General features: G+C 45.3%; 13 protein-coding genes, 1 tRNA gene and 1 rRNA gene. 9 read left to right on the forward strand and 6 right to left on the reverse strand.

Going from position 1 to position 17,642, the window contains the following annotated elements; all coding sequences use genetic code 11:
• Positions 1-10 precede the first annotated feature (10 nt).
• Together MTX11_RS01620 and MTX11_RS01625 are read right to left on the reverse strand one after the other, a co-directional pair.
• Positions 11-87 (reverse strand) — tRNA-Ile (locus MTX11_RS01620).
• Between the two features lie 60 nt (positions 88-147).
• Positions 148-1,685: ribosomal RNA gene (locus tag MTX11_RS01625) — 16S ribosomal RNA — on the reverse strand.
• Between the two features lie 540 nt (positions 1,686-2,225).
• Between MTX11_RS01625 and MTX11_RS01630 the strand changes: the two genes are divergently transcribed.
• The 6 genes from MTX11_RS01630 to MTX11_RS01655 all read left to right on the forward strand — a co-directional run bounded on the left by MTX11_RS01630 (position 2,226) and on the right by MTX11_RS01655 (position 6,794).
• The gene (locus tag MTX11_RS01630) at positions 2,226-3,125 is read left to right on the forward strand and encodes an MlaA family lipoprotein (RefSeq protein WP_243474202.1); all 900 of its coding nucleotides are present in this window, start codon (positions 2,226-2,228) and stop codon (positions 3,123-3,125) included.
• Positions 3,126-3,228: 103 nt separating this feature from the next.
• Positions 3,229-4,197 carry an RsbU family protein phosphatase GigA gene (gene gigA, locus MTX11_RS01635; protein ID WP_004732911.1) on the forward strand — a complete coding sequence of 323 codons (969 nt, stop codon included), beginning with the start codon at positions 3,229-3,231 and terminating at the stop codon, positions 4,195-4,197.
• 112 nt (positions 4,198-4,309) lie between these two features.
• Positions 4,310-4,828: an anti-anti-sigma factor GigB gene (gene gigB / locus MTX11_RS01640; RefSeq protein WP_004647542.1), complete on the forward strand. Its 519-nt coding sequence runs from the start codon at positions 4,310-4,312 to the stop codon at positions 4,826-4,828.
• Between the two features lie 20 nt (positions 4,829-4,848).
• On the forward strand, positions 4,849-5,676 hold the full coding sequence (locus MTX11_RS01645) for a carbon-nitrogen hydrolase family protein (RefSeq protein ID WP_004647541.1): 828 nt from the start codon (positions 4,849-4,851) through the stop codon (positions 5,674-5,676).
• Between the two features lie 102 nt (positions 5,677-5,778).
• Positions 5,779-6,204 (forward strand): organic hydroperoxide resistance protein, encoded by a 426-nt coding sequence (locus tag MTX11_RS01650; protein ID WP_004732917.1) that lies wholly within the window; start codon positions 5,779-5,781, stop codon positions 6,202-6,204.
• Positions 6,205-6,383: 179 nt separating this feature from the next.
• A complete protein-coding gene (locus tag MTX11_RS01655) occupies positions 6,384-6,794 on the forward strand; it encodes a DUF4951 domain-containing protein (protein ID WP_243474203.1) in 411 nt (136 codons plus the stop codon).
• Between the two features lie 33 nt (positions 6,795-6,827).
• On the opposite strand, the gene gspE is transcribed toward MTX11_RS01655, so the two are convergent.
• Positions 6,828-8,315: a type II secretion system ATPase GspE gene (gene gspE, locus MTX11_RS01660; protein WP_243474204.1), complete on the reverse strand. Its 1,488-nt coding sequence runs from the start codon at positions 8,313-8,315 to the stop codon at positions 6,828-6,830.
• Positions 8,316-8,459: 144 nt separating this feature from the next.
• Between gspE and MTX11_RS01665 the strand changes: the two genes are divergently transcribed.
• Both MTX11_RS01665 and MTX11_RS01670 read left to right on the forward strand, forming a co-directional pair.
• Entirely contained in the window at positions 8,460-9,239 is a 780-nt protein-coding gene (locus tag MTX11_RS01665; protein WP_086044916.1) for a hypothetical protein, read from the forward strand.
• A 9-nt stretch (positions 9,240-9,248) separates the two neighbouring features.
• A complete protein-coding gene (locus tag MTX11_RS01670) occupies positions 9,249-10,172 on the forward strand; it encodes a mechanosensitive ion channel family protein (protein WP_004278256.1) in 924 nt (307 codons plus the stop codon).
• 47 nt (positions 10,173-10,219) lie between these two features.
• On the opposite strand, the gene MTX11_RS01675 is transcribed toward MTX11_RS01670, so the two are convergent.
• Positions 10,220-12,928 (reverse strand): DUF2339 domain-containing protein, encoded by a 2,709-nt coding sequence (locus tag MTX11_RS01675; protein WP_243474205.1) that lies wholly within the window; start codon positions 12,926-12,928, stop codon positions 10,220-10,222.
• A gap of 161 nt (positions 12,929-13,089) precedes the next feature.
• On the opposite strand from MTX11_RS01675, the gene polA reads away from it, so the two are divergent.
• Positions 13,090-15,852 (forward strand): DNA polymerase I, encoded by a 2,763-nt coding sequence (gene polA, locus MTX11_RS01680; RefSeq protein WP_243474206.1) that lies wholly within the window; start codon positions 13,090-13,092, stop codon positions 15,850-15,852.
• A 359-nt stretch (positions 15,853-16,211) separates the two neighbouring features.
• Here polA and MTX11_RS01685 read toward each other — a convergent pair whose 3' ends face one another.
• A complete protein-coding gene (locus MTX11_RS01685; protein ID WP_004278259.1) occupies positions 16,212-16,781 on the reverse strand; it encodes a YggT family protein in 570 nt (189 codons plus the stop codon).
• Positions 16,782-16,800: 19 nt separating this feature from the next.
• Positions 16,801-17,640 carry a pyrroline-5-carboxylate reductase gene (gene proC / locus MTX11_RS01690; protein WP_114541354.1) on the reverse strand — a complete coding sequence of 280 codons (840 nt, stop codon included), beginning with the start codon at positions 17,638-17,640 and terminating at the stop codon, positions 16,801-16,803.
• Positions 17,641-17,642: the final 2 nt, after the last annotated feature.

A 17,642-nucleotide genomic window follows, 5' to 3' on the forward strand; every position in this document is an offset into this window, starting at 1 on the left:
TAGTCAGATTTGGTGGGTCTGACAAGACTTGAACTTGTGACCCCACGCTTATCAAGCGTGTGCTCTAACCAACTGAGCTACAGACCCTCAGATACATCGTATGAAGAACAACTTGTTGTGGATTCTTACCAATCGTCAATCTTTCGTTAAGGAGGTGATCCAGCCGCAGGTTCCCCTACGGCTACCTTGTTACGACTTCACCCCAGTCATCTGCCACACCGTGGTAAGCGTCCCCCCTAAGGTTAGACTACCTACTTCTGGTGCAACAAACTCCCATGGTGTGACGGGCGGTGTGTACAAGGCCCGGGAACGTATTCACCGCGGCATTCTGATCCGCGATTACTAGCGATTCCGACTTCATGGAGTCGAGTTGCAGACTCCAATCCGGACTACGATCGGCTTTTTGAGATTAGCATCCTCTCGCGAGGTAGCAACCCTTTGTACCGACCATTGTAGCACGTGTGTAGCCCTGGTCGTAAGGGCCATGATGACTTGACGTCGTCCCCGCCTTCCTCCAGTTTGTCACTGGCAGTATCCTTAAAGTTCCCGGCTTAACCCGCTGGCAAATAAGGAAAAGGGTTGCGCTCGTTGCGGGACTTAACCCAACATCTCACGACACGAGCTGACGACAGCCATGCAGCACCTGTATGTAAGTTCCCGAAGGCACCAATCCATCTCTGGAAAGTTCTTACTATGTCAAGACCAGGTAAGGTTCTTCGCGTTGCATCGAATTAAACCACATGCTCCACCGCTTGTGCGGGCCCCCGTCAATTCATTTGAGTTTTAGTCTTGCGACCGTACTCCCCAGGCGGTCTACTTATCGCGTTAGCTGCGCCACTAAAGCCTCAAAGGCCCCAACGGCTAGTAGACATCGTTTACGGCATGGACTACCAGGGTATCTAATCCTGTTTGCTCCCCATGCTTTCGCACCTCAGTGTCAGTATTAGGCCAGATGGCTGCCTTCGCCATCGGTATTCCTCCAGATCTCTACGCATTTCACCGCTACACCTGGAATTCTACCATCCTCTCCCATACTCTAGCCAACCAGTATCGAATGCAATTCCCAAGTTAAGCTCGGGGATTTCACATTTGACTTAATTGGCCACCTACGCGCGCTTTACGCCCAGTAAATCCGATTAACGCTTGCACCCTCTGTATTACCGCGGCTGCTGGCACAGAGTTAGCCGGTGCTTATTCTGCGAGTAACGTCCACTATCCAAGAGTATTAATCTCGGTAGCCTCCTCCTCGCTTAAAGTGCTTTACAACCAAAAGGCCTTCTTCACACACGCGGCATGGCTGGATCAGGGTTCCCCCCATTGTCCAATATTCCCCACTGCTGCCTCCCGTAGGAGTCTGGGCCGTGTCTCAGTCCCAGTGTGGCGGATCATCCTCTCAGACCCGCTACAGATCGTCGCCTTGGTAGGCCTTTACCCCACCAACTAGCTAATCCGACTTAGGCTCATCTATTAGCGCAAGGCCCGAAGGTCCCCTGCTTTCTCCCGTAGGACGTATGCGGTATTAGCATCCCTTTCGAGATGTTGTCCCCCACTAATAGGCAGATTCCTAAGCATTACTCACCCGTCCGCCGCTAGGTAAAGTAGCAAGCTACTCTTCCCCGCTCGACTTGCATGTGTTAAGCCTGCCGCCAGCGTTCAATCTGAGCCATGATCAAACTCTTCAGTTTAAAATCAGTAGCACCTTAAAGGGTGCCAATCTTGGCTCATCAATTTTCTGACAAATATTTCTCAAATAAACTTCGAGTAATTTCTACCATCAATCAATGAAAATAATTTCGATCAATCAACCAGTAAAAATCCACACAAGTTGTTCTTCATAATCTCTTAATGATCTTCTTGCTGATTCGTCACCAGCAAGCTAGGTCGGCTATATTACTCTCTATCTCTAGAAAGTCAACCAGTAATTCAGATTATTTTTAAACTTATCAAATAAAACCCAACTCAATTAAACTTAACTAAGTCACTGTTTTATCAGAAGTTTTAATCTTCATCACCGCCGATGGATGTGCATTCTACAGCATTTCAGAGCCCTTGCAACACCTTTTTCAAGAAAATCATTTTGTATGTATATTTTTTAAGCTTTTCGTGTGTTTTCATTCATTTTTTATACAAATTTGCTTAAATGATGTCTATTCGTGAATATAACGTTTATTATTTTTATACTAATAAGTAGTGCTACTTACACAGAAAAGGCCTCAGGTTACCTTATGCATCGTTCTATTTACTTATCTATATGCTTATTTTCTTTAGCTTCAAGCGCACATGTTTTCGCCGAGGCGGCCACCAGTGTGGAAAATCTGGAAAACAAGCCTGCAAAAACGCCGCTTAGAACAAAAATCTCGACCAAAGCGCAACAATTACAAACGCAACTGAAAGTTGATGCCAGTGCAGCACAGGCTGAAGAAGTTAAAGATCCTTTTCAACCGTTAAATAGAAAGATCTATCAGTTTAATGATGCGATTGACCGCACCGTGGTACGTCCCATAGCCGTACAATATGTGGAAAAAGTTCCTCAAGATGTTCGTGGCAGCTATACCCAGTTCCGCAGTAACCTAGGTGAACCTTGGAATGTGGTGAATCAGCTGATTCAAGGTCGTCCTGCCCGCGCTGCTAAATCCCTAGGTCGTTTTACCATTAACACCTTAACAACTTTAGGACTGGCTGATCCAGCGCGTCGCCTGGGCTTGAGTCATGAAGAGGAAAAATTTGGAATTACCTTAGGTTATTATGGCGTGCCTTCTGGCCCTTATATCATGTTGCCATTTTTAGGTCCAAGTTCTGTCCGTGGCGTAATCGGTACTGCTGTAGATAGTCAAGCTCGTCCACAAAAATACATTCTCGAAGATGAAGATGGACTTTACTGGACTGATCAGTTTTGGCGTGCCATCGATACCCGTTCAGAAATACTGGACGTTGAAGGAGTGCTGACTGGCGATCGCTATGCGCAGATTCGCGATATTTATTTACAACGTACCAATTATGCAATTGCAGAAAAGAAAGGTACAGAACAAGATACGCTTTTCCTAGAAGATGATTTTGAAGATGACAATTCTGATGATGCACCTTCTAGTGATAGCAACATTGAATCTTCAAACGAAGATCTTTAAGTTTAAGCTTCATGTATGATTGCTAGTGAAAATCTGTTCGCTAGCAATACTTTGCTTGTTATAGTACATCTTATAGCCAATCTTGGGATTGAATCACTTTTTTATGTATTTCATTCAACCGACTCGTGATATTCCTTACTTAGATCAAGTACTTGATACGCTTCCTCATGTTCAGATGATCTATCTGGATGATCATGAACTGTATGACTCTACGATTATTGCGATTGCAGATGTACATGATTATCTGAAATATAAGTGGAATCTGCCTACGATTGTACTGGCCTTAGAAAATGAAGGTACTGCTTTGGCTCAGGCCTGGGAACAAGGTGCTTTAGCCGGCTGGATCTGGAACAAGCTTCCCGAGAATCCAGATCTGGCATTACAAAAAATTGATGCACAATATAAGCGTAACCAGGATAGCCGTGACCTGCCTTCTGCTGCAGAACTACAAAAAAAATTGTTACCGAATCCGATTGAACTGACCAATTACGAGGTCGAAACCTATTTTCAGCCTTCAGCCTATCTTTCAGGGGATTGGTATGATTATTGGAAAATCAGCGACAAAGAAGTGATTTTCTATTTGGCCGATGTATCCGGACATGGCGTCACCAGTAGTTTGCTCACGTCCTGGATGGCAGCTTTCCATGGTCGCTCCAAGACGCCGCGCGAGCTGATCAAGAAGCTGAACGGTATGCTGATGCAGGAAAATATTGAAAAGCACATCACCATGATTGCCGGGATTCTTAATCTTGAAACCCATGTATTAAAATGGTCCAGCGCTGGACATTATCCTCCACCGATTATATTTGAACCCAATCAAGAACCTAAAATCCTCTCTTCCAGCAGTTTCCCTTTGGGCTTAACCGAAGATCTTGAAGTTGAGGAAAATGAATGGGTATTAAGTCGCAATGCGCGCTTTATTATCTGTTCGGATGGCGCACTGGAACCTTTTGATGGTGGTTTAAATGAACAATTCTCGCAATTATTACACCATTTGCAGAATCAATCTTTTCAGGCTCCGGAACATGTGGCTGACGATATCGCCTTTTTAAGCTTTATCCGCGTAAATTAGCAGTATATTTACAGGCTTTATAAGCACTTAATTTGATTACTACTTTCAGCCACTTGAGTATCAATACACCCTATGGGATAATTTAATATCCTTCTCTGCAAATGGCATTTATATGTCAACAGGTCATGTTGAATATGCAAGTCTGAATGGAACGCATATTTTTAAGCTTATCGGCGAAGTGCGTGCCCAATCTTGTATTAGTCTAGACAAATTACTGAACAAAATTGAACAGCAAGACAACGTAGTTGGCGCTATCGTTGATCTCACCGAAACCAGTTTCATTGACAGTACCGTACTGGGTGTTTTAGCGAAACTAGGACTCAAACTCAAGCAAGTACACAATATTCAGGCTGTCATGCTTTCTACCAATTCTGACATTACCACTTTGGCCAACAGTATGGGATTGAGCCAAGTGTTTGTGATTCTGAATTATTGTGGTGATCCAAATGTCTGCACACGTGCGCTGATGGAAGAACATGTCACGCATCAAAATATGCTGAATACGGTTCTGGATGCGCATAAAACCTTGATGAAACTGAATCAAAGCAATCAGAACATGTTTGAACCTTTAGTCAAACAGCTACAGAAAGAGCAAGACAATTTAGATAAAATTTCCGAGCAAAAGGTATAACCATCTTATAAGAGGACCCTATGACTTTACTTTCTGTTGTACAAATGAATTCTCAAAATGAAATTGATGCCAATTTCGTGGAGATTGAATCTTTAATTCAACAAAGTAAGGCCAATGGAGCTGAACTGATTGTTTTCCCGGAAAACTTTGTCTGTTTTGCCGCAGGAAAACAGCGTGAAACTGCTGCACAATTTGAAGTGATTCAGCAGCGTCTGGAACAACTTGCCCATCAATATGACACCTGGATCGTCGCTGGTACATTACCCTGCCCTTATCGTCCGGATGGTTCGATCATTGAAGATGGCCGCGTGCGTACCGTTAGCCTGTGTATCAGTCCGGAACGCACCGAAGCGCGTTATGACAAAATTCATTTGTTTGACGTGCAAGTCGGCGATGCTGTCGGTGGTTATCAGGAATCCAAGTTCTTTGAGCCCGGCACAGATGTTGTCGTAGCCAAGACCCCTTTTGGCAATATTGGGTTAATGGTCTGTTATGACCTGCGCTTTCCGGAACTGGCGTTAAATTTACGAGCCAAAGGTGCAAACCTCTTGACCGCTCCTTCTGCCTTTACCTATACCACAGGTGAAATGCACTGGCAGCTTCTTCTGCAAACACGTGCTCTAGATAGCCAATGCTCGGTGCTTGGTGCAGCTCAACAAGGCTGGCATGGAGAAAAACGCCAGACTTGGGGACATGCAGCCGCCACCAATAGTCGTGGACAACTTCTTAATATGATCCATGCAGAAGGTGCTCAACTTATCACCGTCGACTTTGATTTAAATGAACAGCAAAAAGTGCGTGAATCCATGCCTTTAATGCAACACCGTAGACTTCTTCAACTTTCCTGAATCGTTTCATTTGCTTGCATAAAATAACAAAATCCCTGCTTATTCTTCAGGTGAAATCACCGAGCATAGAAGCTCTACGAAAAATAAACAGGTATTTAACTCATGTCATTAGAAAAAGCCGTCTATACCGCACATGCCAAAGCCACAGGGGGCCGTGATGGCCGCGCCATTTCTGACGATCAAATTCTGGACGTCCAATTGGCCGTACCTAAAGAAATGGGGGGACCAGGCGGTGGAACCAATCCTGAACAGCTCTTTGCCGCAGGTTATTCCGCCTGTTTCTTGGGTGCAATGAAATTTGTTGCCAATCGTGACAAGCTCAATATCAGTAAAGATGCCTATATTGAAGGTGATGTTGGGATTGGTCCGATTCCTACCGGGTTCGGGATCGAAGTGACATTAAACATCCATCTTGAAGGCATGGATCAGGAAGAAGCAAAAAAACTGGTGGATGCTGCGCATATTGTTTGTCCATACTCAAATGCGACCCGTAATAATATTGATGTGAACTTAAACGTAATTACTTAATTTTTTTATTTAACTGCTATCCTGAAAAAATAGCTTCAGGATAGCTAGATTTCAATTATAAATTTCAACTTTTAGTCACTTCACTTTCCCTCAACATCCAACTTCGTTTTCAAAACAACAGCAAAAACCCAAGAACTTATATATAATGATTCTTATTTACAATTATCTGATTTATATTGATGTTCAAACCTGTTCTTTTAAGTTCTGTCCTACTCACTGTTGCTACTCCCTCTTTTGCAGATCTTTATCTCTCAGAAAAAATCCGTCCGCATATAAAATCTCTGCTCAATACTGAAATTGAACGCCTGCCCATTCCTGCAACACCCAACAATATGATTCTGCCTGAATTTGGTAAAGGGATTATTGGTTGGGGCGCTGGCCCCAAAGATGCTGAAGTTCGTTTTCTCAATATTACTCAAGCCGAAGTTAAAACAATGAAACAGAAAGGACTGAGTTTAGCAATGGCACAAGCCTGGCAGACATTTTACGAAAATGAAACTTTGCGTAATCCGGGCAATCCGACTGCACCTTTTCGTGCACAACTCATGAAAAAAATCGTCAGTCTCTGGTCAATATCCCAAAAGTCCTGACGATCCTTATAATGAAGGTAATAGATTAAAAGATTAATCCGCGGCTTCGTTGGTCACTCGCAATACTTCTTCAATCGTGGTTTTTCCGGCCAGTACTTTACGCAGACCATCATCGCGAATAGAACCTGACTGCTGACGTGCATAGCTTTCTATTTCATATTCAGCCGCATTACCATGGATCAGACGGCGCATATGATCATCGACTGGCACAATTTCATAAATCGCGGTACGACCACTAAAGCCAGTATTGCCACAACGTTCACAGCCTTGAGGTTGCGGTAATTTTAAATCTTGGGGATGCTCAATATTGCCAAATAGATTCTTCTCGAAAGCATCTGCCTCATGCCAGGTCGCACAATGTGGGCACAAGGTACGCACCAGACGTTGGGCAATTACCCCGATTAAAGAACTGGAAAGCAAAAATGGCTCAATCCCCATATCTTTCAGGCGCGTAACCGCACCAATCGCGGTATTGGTATGCAAGGTGGATAACACCAGATGTCCTGTTAGGGATGCCTGTACTGCAATTTCTGCGGTTTCCAGATCACGAATCTCACCAACCATGACCACATCCGGGTCCTGACGCAACATGGCTTTTAAAGCACGGGCAAAGGTCATATCCACTTTGGTATTGACCTGCGTTTGTCCAATGCCTTCTAGCTGATATTCAATCGGATCTTCAGCCGTAAGAATATTTTTGGAACCATCATTCAGATCAGAAAGTGCCGCATATAAAGTGGTGGTTTTACCCGAACCGGTCGGGCCGGTTACCAAAATAATTCCATGTGGGCGATGCACTAGAGTCTTGAGTCGATCATAGTCATTATTCATCAGGCCCAAATGGGTCATGTTCAAACGGCCTGCCTGCTTGTCCAGAAGACGCATCACCACACGTTCACCATAAGAAGATGGCAAGGTTGATACACGCACATCGACTTCACGCCCTGCCAGACGCAAGGAAATACGGCCATCTTGCGGAATACGTTTTTCGGCAATATCCAGTTTGGCCATGACTTTAATCCGTGAAACCAGAAGCGGGGCCAGTTCACGGCGTGGCTGGACAATTTCGCGTAACTGGCCATCGACCCGTAAACGCACCGACAGTTTTTTCTCAAAAGATTCAATATGAATATCGGAAGCCCCAACACGAATTGCTTCGGATAATAGCGCATTGATCAGACGTACAATTGGCGCATCATCTTCCTGATCCATCAGGTCTTCAGCTTCAGGTACGGAATCAGCCAGGCTGAGTAAATCCGGATGATCTTCCAGACCGGCAGCGACCTGTTGCGATTCGCCGCTATCGCCGGCAAAACTGGAACTGAGTAACTGGTTAAATTCCTGTTCGCTACAGAGTTGAAAATGAGCCGGATAACCGAGCAGACGGCGAGCTTCCTGCAATGCAAGCATCGAGGTATTGTCACGACGCAGAATAAAGGCCTGATCTCCCTCATAACGCAACAGCACACCATGGCGCTTGGCGAAGCTATATGGGATTTGTAATTGTTTAAGTACTTGCATCGCGGATTATAATAATGATGAAAAAATTTAAATTGAGTGTACTCTAAGCATATGACAGCGTGAAGTATGTTTTCAAAGATTTAGCAAGAAAGGGTGCCAAGATTGCCGCGAGATAAAGATGAATTAATCCCGAATACAGCGAAAATGCGCTGGTGGGGAGAACAGAATTTTGAAATAAATCAGTCTAAAGCCTGGCAGTTTGGCTCCTTGCTGTTTCGGCTGACCCGAGGGATTCAGGAATGGCGACTGGAATATTTCCGCCCTTCTGTGCAATACGATTATGAACAGCAATGGCATCAGATTGATGATCCGAATTTTGCCTTTCCCCCACCTGTGAAAATTGAACGCTATATGTTCAAATCCACGCAAAACAAATTGCAACTGATGCCACGCCTTGCAGACCGTTCTGTGGTGATTAAACCAGTCGATCCGATTTATATTCCTGCCGGACAGCGCGGTACGCTTTATATCAGCACGCCCTTATGGATTGCCGGTTTTGTCGAGGGGCAGCGCGAACCGATTTTCGATTTGCCGGTAATCTTGCCAAAAGACACCTGGTTTGGACCCAATCACCGTTCGGGGGAAATCTGTTATGCCACCGCAGTCGATGGCAGAACCGAACTGAAACAGTTACATCCGCGAGCCTTTCGTGCAGTCACGCCGATTGAGTTTCACAATACCAGTAACCAGCAATTGCGCTTTGACCGAATGAATGTGCCAGTGCCTGCCCTGCCGCTTTTTTACAGTGAAAGTACCGGCCGCTTATGGACATCACAAATCCGCGTTTTGCATGAAAGTTCGGATCGTCCACCACGGATTCGGGTCGAAAACCGCACACCACCAAATGCTGGTGAAGTGGCCTATCTGCATCCACCGCGCGATCCGGCAGGTGCGTTATTTAATATGTTTGATTCATTTTTCTAAGGGCGTCTGATGCCAAGTTCAAATATTCCGACCGAAGTCACCAACAGCCTGAAGGGAGTATTTACCAATATCAATACCGACCGTTTGACCGAAGTTCTGGTGGCGGTGGTGTTGTGCTTTATTGGTTTCCTGATCGCACGCTTTATTTCCAATACCTTTATTCGCACCATTGGTGTCCGTTTTAATGCCCATCAGAAACTGGTCTGGCGCCGCGGAATTTTCTATTTTATCTTCCTGCTGTTTGTGATGGCTAGTCTGAAAGAAGCCGGTTTTAAACTCAGTGTCTTCCTTGGCGCTGCAGGGATTTTAACGGTCGCACTGGGTTTTGCTTCGCAAACCTCAGCATCCAACCTGATCAGTGGTCTGTTCCTGATTGGTGAAGGTTCTTTTGAAGTCGGTGATACCATCCAGATTACCTTGATTCGTGGGCATACCATTGAAGGCGAAGTGATTTCGATTGATCTGCTCTCGGTTAAACTTTTGACCCAAGATAATATCTATGTGCGTTTACCGAATGAACAGCTAATTCGGGCACCGGTGCAGAACTTGTCGAAATTTCCGATACGGCGGATTCCGATTACCTTGGCAATCAATTTCCATGAAGATATTATCAAGGTGCGCGAAGTTCTGCTGGATGTTGCCAACAAGTATCCACTGGTTCTGGCCGACCCGAAACCTGCAGTCACCGTTACCGCTTTCCGTGAATCTTCGATTGAACTGCTGTTTGCAGTGTGGTGCCAACAGGAAAACTACCTGAAAGTTCGTGATGAAATGCAGGAACGGATTCGCAACGGCTTTGTCGATAACCAGATTGAAATTCCGGTGCCAAAAATGGGCTTTGTCGATCATCCACTTTCCCGTCCTTTGGAAAATGAAGAAATCGATCAATATGCCAATGAAAAGGCCCTCAAAAGAGAGCCTGATCTGAAATAACCCTTAGATTCCCTCTCCTTTTTAAAGGAGAGGGTTAGGGAGAGGATTCAAAGCTCCCTCTCCGGCATCGGCGCAATATAAGCAATCAGTAGCATCACCCCGCCCGCCAGCAAGAAGGAAATCACCCGGGTCAGGGTGCCAATATGTGACAGGTCAAATAGTACGAGCTTCAAGGTCACAATCACTAGAATACTGCCGCCTAAAATCCACATCGGTTTCAGTTTTTTGAGTGTCGCCGTCCACATGGTAATCCAGGCCAGTAATACCCAGAGTATGGTCAGACTAAGCTGAACTGTCGCATTGCTCCATAATGCCAGCTCATTAAACGGCGTCTGCAGGTACACATGTAAAGCTCTTAAAACAATATAACTGGAAAGCCATAACAGACTTAGTACCATTAAAACTGCGATCATGCCTTTATCACGTCCCACCTTGATTTGCTGTAACAGCATCCAGATAAAACTGGCAAACATGGCGATACTGATCAGGTCAAAAGGATTCAGAATCGGCAGCCAGTAATATTGAAAGGCTTGCTGGCTAAACAGCTGTGAACAAACCAGCCAAGTTGCCATCAGCAATAAACAGCTCTTGGTTTGCCAAAGCTGCTGCCAACCTGACTGCACATCCTGCCGATAGCACCACAGGCAGAATAATAAAGGTAAAATCACCATGCTCAGATAAGGCATGTTCGGGATCAGGCATAAACTTGCCAGAGCCAGACTGCTAAAAACGCCAAAGCTCATCCATTCTTTGGAGAGCTGCAAGCCAGCCAGCGGTCTAAGCCACAGAATGGCCAATAATATCGTTGAAAGTGCAGAAACCCCACGTTCCAGATCACTATTCCAGACAATCACCGCATTTTGACTACGATCCAGGGTCAGAATCGCCGCAATGACCAGCAAGGGCGAGATGCCACTCCACTTCGGCAGTAACCAGGACCATTCCTGGGTTTTGCGCAGGATCATTTCATTGAACAGTACATAACCCAGTGTGATGATAAATAAACTCAGCACATAGGCATGCTGACTCGGAAATTCATCTTCTAGCAAGGCAAATAACATTAGGCTGGCCGCAACACTTAAACTGCTTAAAAAGCTGACACTCAGACTATCCATCTGCTCTTGGTACTGCTTTTTAAGCTGGCTGATGACTACGACTGCCACATAGCACAGACTCAAAACCCAGAAAATGATTCGCGGTGTTGGATTAATCTCGACCAGATAATACAGGCTGCTGAATCCGGCCATCAGCAATAAGCCCATGCTCAGATAGTGTGCTACCCGGACATTTTTTTCCAAGGCCCATAAATAAATCAGCACACCTTCAACTGCCCAGCCAATCACACTCCATTGTTCTGTCAATAAGATCGGTGGCACCAAGGCGAGAAAAATCAGCATCAGGCTCAGATAACTCTGTGAAATGAGCTGGATAGTTTGTTTAGAGCGCAGCAGTGTCCAGCAAGCGGCAAAGACCAGTGCAAAGAATAGGCTTAATCCAGCTTGCCAGAGCTTTTGATTGGGCTGATTAAAATGAATCAGATACAAAAAAATATAAGCGGTAATAGGGGCAGCAAAAATCAGTGCTAAGTCCAATACCGGTTTTAATTGAAAACGTGAGAGATCCTGTCGTGCCAGCAACTGGCTAAAGCGGAAACCTAGCCAGATAAACAGTGCACTATGTGCCAGAATCAGCGCAGTCATGGCATAACGCTCATATGTATAACCATGAATCAGGCTATATATCCCGCCAACGATCCCAGTGACTAAAAAAGCAATTTGATTGAGAATCTTCCATGGTCGGAAACTGCTCAGCACTGCCACCCCGATATTGATCAGCAGATAATAGCTAATCAACTCAACAGCCGAAGCATCGCGGGTAGGCAAGGTAAACGGCGCCAGATAAGCAATCAGCAAAGCCATCAAGGCCAGTTCGATGCTTTCCTGTTTCAGGCTTAAATACAAAGTAATGGCCAGAATAATGAGGAATAACAAAGTCGCCAACGGTAACGTGGGAATCACCAGATTGTAATAGGCAAAAAATAAGGTCAGGAACAGACTCCCTAAACCTAGCCCTTCCAATGCCAGAGCAAAACTCCGATTTTTCTGCATCAGACGATAACCCAGACCTGCTATACACCCACTTACCAGTGCAACCAGAACCAATTTTGCAGCCAGACTGAGTTGCCAGTGCTCGGTGGCAAAACGTAGCAGTAAGATAATCCCAATCACTAAAATACTGATTGCGACTTTTAAGACTGGATTTCCCTGGAAAAGCCAGCGCTGCAGTTGATCTACCAGATGAGGAGGGTCGTTTACCTCTTGGGCAGACTCAGTTTTCACGAATGGAACAGAATCGGATCGATCCGGTGATTGCTGTAAGGGATTGGCAGAATGGGATTGTGATTGCAGCTGTATCAAGCGCCCTTCCAGACGTTGCAGCCACCTGAGCAAAAAGAATACCCAGGTCGTAATCCCGATGCCCATCAGCCAATCCAGTTCAGCCAGTCCGCCAACAATGGCAGTAATTGAAGAAATATATAAAGGAACTTTAGAATTGCGTTCTAGGGACATTTGCTGCTGTGCGGCCAATTGATTCAGCGGTGCTTCTACCGCAGTGACATATTGCATCACGCTAAAGATAAAACCCAAACCACACAGATAAGTCACAATCTGATAACCCAGATACCAGGCACTGATCCCGGCAATCAGCAGGGTAATCAGCCAGATCATGCGTAACTCATTCCGTCCTGCAGCCATTCTTATATTTCTCTTTCCTGAATCGTTCCATCATACAACAGCTTGTGCTGCTTATTTCATCTTCGGCCGATATTCGCTAAGCTGTAAACTCAGACTCGCCTCAGCGAGCGCGGTAAAAATCACGTACAATAGCGCTGTATTTTGAATAAGGAATTGATTACATGCCACCATTTGTCTTGGTCGATGGCTCTTACTTTTTATTTCGTGCCTTTCACGCACTGCCACCATTAACCACGTCAACCGGTTTACATACCAATGCAATTCGTGGTGCGATTTCTGCTATTCAAAAACTGATGCGCCGGACCCAACCGACCCATATGGCGGTAATTTTCGATACCCCAGAACCGACCTTTCGGCATGAGCTGTCACCGATTTATAAAGGTGACCGTCCCAGCATGCCAACGGAATTATCCGAACAGATTCCTTATCTGCATGCCTTGATCCGCGCTTTGGGCATTCCCCTGCATACCTTACCGGGTGCCGAAGCCGATGACATTATCGGAACACTGGCCAAACGTGCCGAGGCGATGGGACATCAGGTGCTGATCTCTACGGGCGATAAAGATATGGCGCAACTGGTGACCGAAAAAGTTACCCTGGAAGACAGCTTTAAAGAAAAACCGCTGGATGTCGACGGGGTGTTTGAAAAGTTTGGGGTCTGGCCGAATCAGATTATTGACTATCTGACCCTGATGGGCGATGCATCAGATGGCATCATGGGCGTGCCAGGTGTAGGTGCCAAAACTGCAGCAAAACTGCTCACTGAATATGGCTCGATTGGTGGCATTTTAGAAAATGTCGACAAGATCAAAGGCAAAGTCGGTCAAAATATTAAAGAACATGTCGATGGCATTGCACTGGACCATCAACTGGCCAGTATTGTCATCGATCTGGATCTTAACTTTGGTTATGACGATTTAAAACTGGGTGAGCCGAATGTCGAGACCTTACGTCATTTGTACACCGAGCTGGAATTCCGTAACCAGCTGCAGTCCTTAGATCACCCGAACAACCCGAATAATTCAAATTACCAGCAGGCGGCAAAATCTATTAACGCCAAAGCGGTTACAGCACCAGAACCTCTGGAAGACCATGCGTCTGTAACCAGCAGTGATGACCAGCTAGGTCAAGCGACCTACCACACAGTATTAAGCCAGCAGGACTGGGACACACTGTTTGAGCGCCTAAGTACCGAAAAACGTTTTGCCTTTGATACCGAAACCACCAGTTTGGATTATCGTATTGCACAGATTGTCGGTTTCTCGGTCGCCTTCGATGCGCAGAATGCTTATTATGTTCCCTTGGCACATGATTATGAAGGCGCACCGGAGCAGCTGAATCGTGAAGTAATTCTGGCGCAGATCAAACCAATTCTGGAAGATGAGTCTGTAAAGAAAATTGGGCATCATCTGAAATATGATGCACATGTACTGGAAAATCATGGCATTCATCTGGCAGGCTGGTATTTCGATACCATGCTGGCTTCCTATGTCCTGAATTCTGTCGCGACCCGTCATGGCATGGATGATGTGGCCCGTCTGTATTTGAGTCATCTGACCACGACTTATGAACAAGTGGCCGGTAAAGGTGCTAAACAAAAGACCTTCAACCAGATTCCACTTGAAACTGCAGCACATTATGCCGCAGAAGATGCACATGTCACCTATCGCCTTTATGAAGTCTTGAGCAGCAAATTGCAGGCACACCCTGAACTGGTGAATATTCTGCATAATATTGAAGTTCCGGTCGCACGTGTACTGACGCAAATGGAAGAAAACGGCATCGAACTGGATCTTGCTTTTCTGGATCAGCTTGGGGGCGAATTTTCTAACACCATGCACAATCTGGAAAACCAGATCATGGAAATTGCCGGTGAAAGCTTTAATGTCAGCTCACCTAAACAGGTCGGTGAAGTTCTGTTTGAAAAGCTGGGGCTAAAAGGCGGTAAAAAAACCACCACCGGACAATACAGTACCAGTGAAAGTGTACTGGAAAAAATTGAACATTCGATTGCCCAGCTGATTCTGGAATATCGTGGTTTGTCCAAGCTGAAAAGCACTTATACCGATGGCTTATGCAAACAGGCCAATCCTGATACTCACCGTGTGCATACCAGTTACCACCAGGCATTGACTGCAACTGGCCGTTTATCATCGACTGATCCAAACCTGCAGAACATTCCGATTCGTGCCGAAATTGGCCGTCAAATTCGCAAGGCGTTTGTGGCACCTAAAGGCCGTGTCTTGCTGGCAGCCGATTACTCACAAATTGAATTGCGTCTCATGGCACATTTATCTCAGGATGAAGCCCTGCTGGATGCATTCATTCACGGTCAGGATGTACATCGCCGTACCGCAGCTGAAGTTCTAGGCATTCCTTTGGAAGAAGTGACCAATGACCAGCGCCGTCAGGCCAAGGCTGTCAACTTCGGCCTACTTTACGGTATGTCCGAGTTTGGTTTGATCCGTCAGTTGGGCTTTACCCGTCAGGAATCACAGGACTATATCAAGCAGTATTTCCACCGCTATCCGGGCATTTATGACTATATGCAACGTACCCGTCAGGTCGCATTAGAACAAGGTTTTGTTGAAACCTTGCTCGGACGCCGTTTATATACCCCAGATATTGATGCCCGTAATATGATGGTGCGTAAAGCGGCAGAACGGGCTGCAATTAATGCCCCGCTACAAGGTTCGGCTGCGGATATCATTAAAATGGCGATGATTGAAGTGGACAAGATGTTACCAAAAGATCAGGCCAAAATGCTGCTGCAAGTTCACGATGAACTGGTGTTTGAAGTCGATGAAGACATTGCCGATGAACTGGCACCTAAACTGGCTGAAGTGATGCAATCGGTACTACAGATTTCTGTACCATTGGTGGTAGAAGTGGGTAAAGGTAAAAACTGGGATGAAGCGCATTAATGCGTCTTTAACCTCTTCCTCCTTTAGGAGGTGAGGAATATATTCCGCAAGGGGATGGAGGCGATTTTAATTTATAAACATCACCTACAGGCAGCGATATTAAAATTTTTTCTGCTATCAAGTTTTGAACGCATGTTTTTCTATTTTTAGAAAATCAGCAGCATTACTGGTTAAGAGTATATATGTTCCCTCTCTTTCTAGGAGAGGGCTAGGGAGAGGTTAAAATCCCCTCTTCTTCTTGCACTTCGATTAAAACTTGTCAAGGTTTGAGAAGTTTAACAAATCCCTCCCAACCTCCCTTTTCTAAAGGGAGGAGCAAATAAAAAGGACGCTGAGGCGTCCTTTTTATTTGGATCCGATTAAAGACCAGTAAGCAATACGATCGCCACTTGGTTCATAATCATTTCGATAATAATTAAAGTTAAAATGGCAAAGATTGGAGAAAGGTCAATCATCCCCATATTTGGCATAATCCGGCGGAATGGCGCCAGTAAAGGCTCAGCCAGCTCTTGCACCACTTCAATATAAGGCGAACGAGACTGAGTAAACATCACCACCCAACTTAATATAATCGTAGCGAAAATCAAATAACGACAGAAACGGATCAAATCCTGCATCATGGTGACAAAAGTCAGAATAATCAGATGGACAGGCCCATTCGGCATCCCCCCTGACAGATACATCATGCCAAAAATTTTAAGCAGATAAAGCACGACCAATAATGCCAAAGCAGCAGTACTGACTCGGCCTTTGGCCAAGGTTGGGAAAATTCGACCAAATACATCTACAATTTTAGTGGCTTTCACGGTAGAAAGAACCACAGGATTGTAAGGACTGACCGCTGCCAGTTGCATTAAAAATCGGAAGAATACGAGCAAAATCGCGACGTTAATGATAATGCCAAAAATTAGCGCAGAATTTGCACCCATACTTGAACGTTCCTAAAAATTAAACTGAAGATTTGCTGCTTTCACTGAGCTCTTGTGCCAGTTCTTGACTGCGTTTTTGTGCAGCGGCAAGTGCCGCCTGAATATTTTGAGAAATCTGGGCGCGATCAAAGACTTCAAGTGCGGCCTGTGTAGTCCCATTTGGAGAAGTCACATTTTTACGTAACTCAGCCGGCGTATTCGAGCTGGTAATCGCCATTTGCGCCGCGCCTAAAGCCGTCTGCAAAGTCAGTGCGGTTGCAACTTTTTCATCGAGACCTAAATTTTTACCCGCACGAATCATGCTTTCCATCATATAGAAAAAGTAAGCCGGACCCGAACCCGAGACTGCAGTGACTGCATCAATTTGTGCTTCTGATTCGACCCAAATGGTCAGCCCGGTCGACGCCAGAACCTGACTGGCCAGCTCACGGTCACTGGTTTCCACAAATGCATTGGCATATAAACCATGTGCACCGGTCTGTACCAATGCAGGTGTATTCGGCATGACCCGGACAATACGCTCTGTCCCCAACAATGCTGATAATGTGGCAATTTCTGCACCGGCAACAATGGAAATAATCAGTTTGTTATTAACCAGACCTTTTAAAGGTTGCAGTACTTGAGCCAAAACCTGAGGTTTTACCGCCAATACAACGATATCTGCATCCTGAATTGCAGCACTATTATCCCCGGTCACATTAATTTCTTTTTCCGCCAATAAAGCACGGACTTTTTCGACCGGATCAGAAACTGTAATACGTGTTGCTGGCAAACCACGTGAAATCAGACCGCCAATTAAGGCTTGGGCCATATTACCGCCACCAATAAAACAGATATTACAATTTAAAGCTGCACTCATGT

Source organism: Acinetobacter lwoffii (assembly GCF_022809915.1).
In the GTDB taxonomy this organism is placed as follows: domain Bacteria; phylum Pseudomonadota; class Gammaproteobacteria; order Pseudomonadales; family Moraxellaceae; genus Acinetobacter; species Acinetobacter lwoffii_M.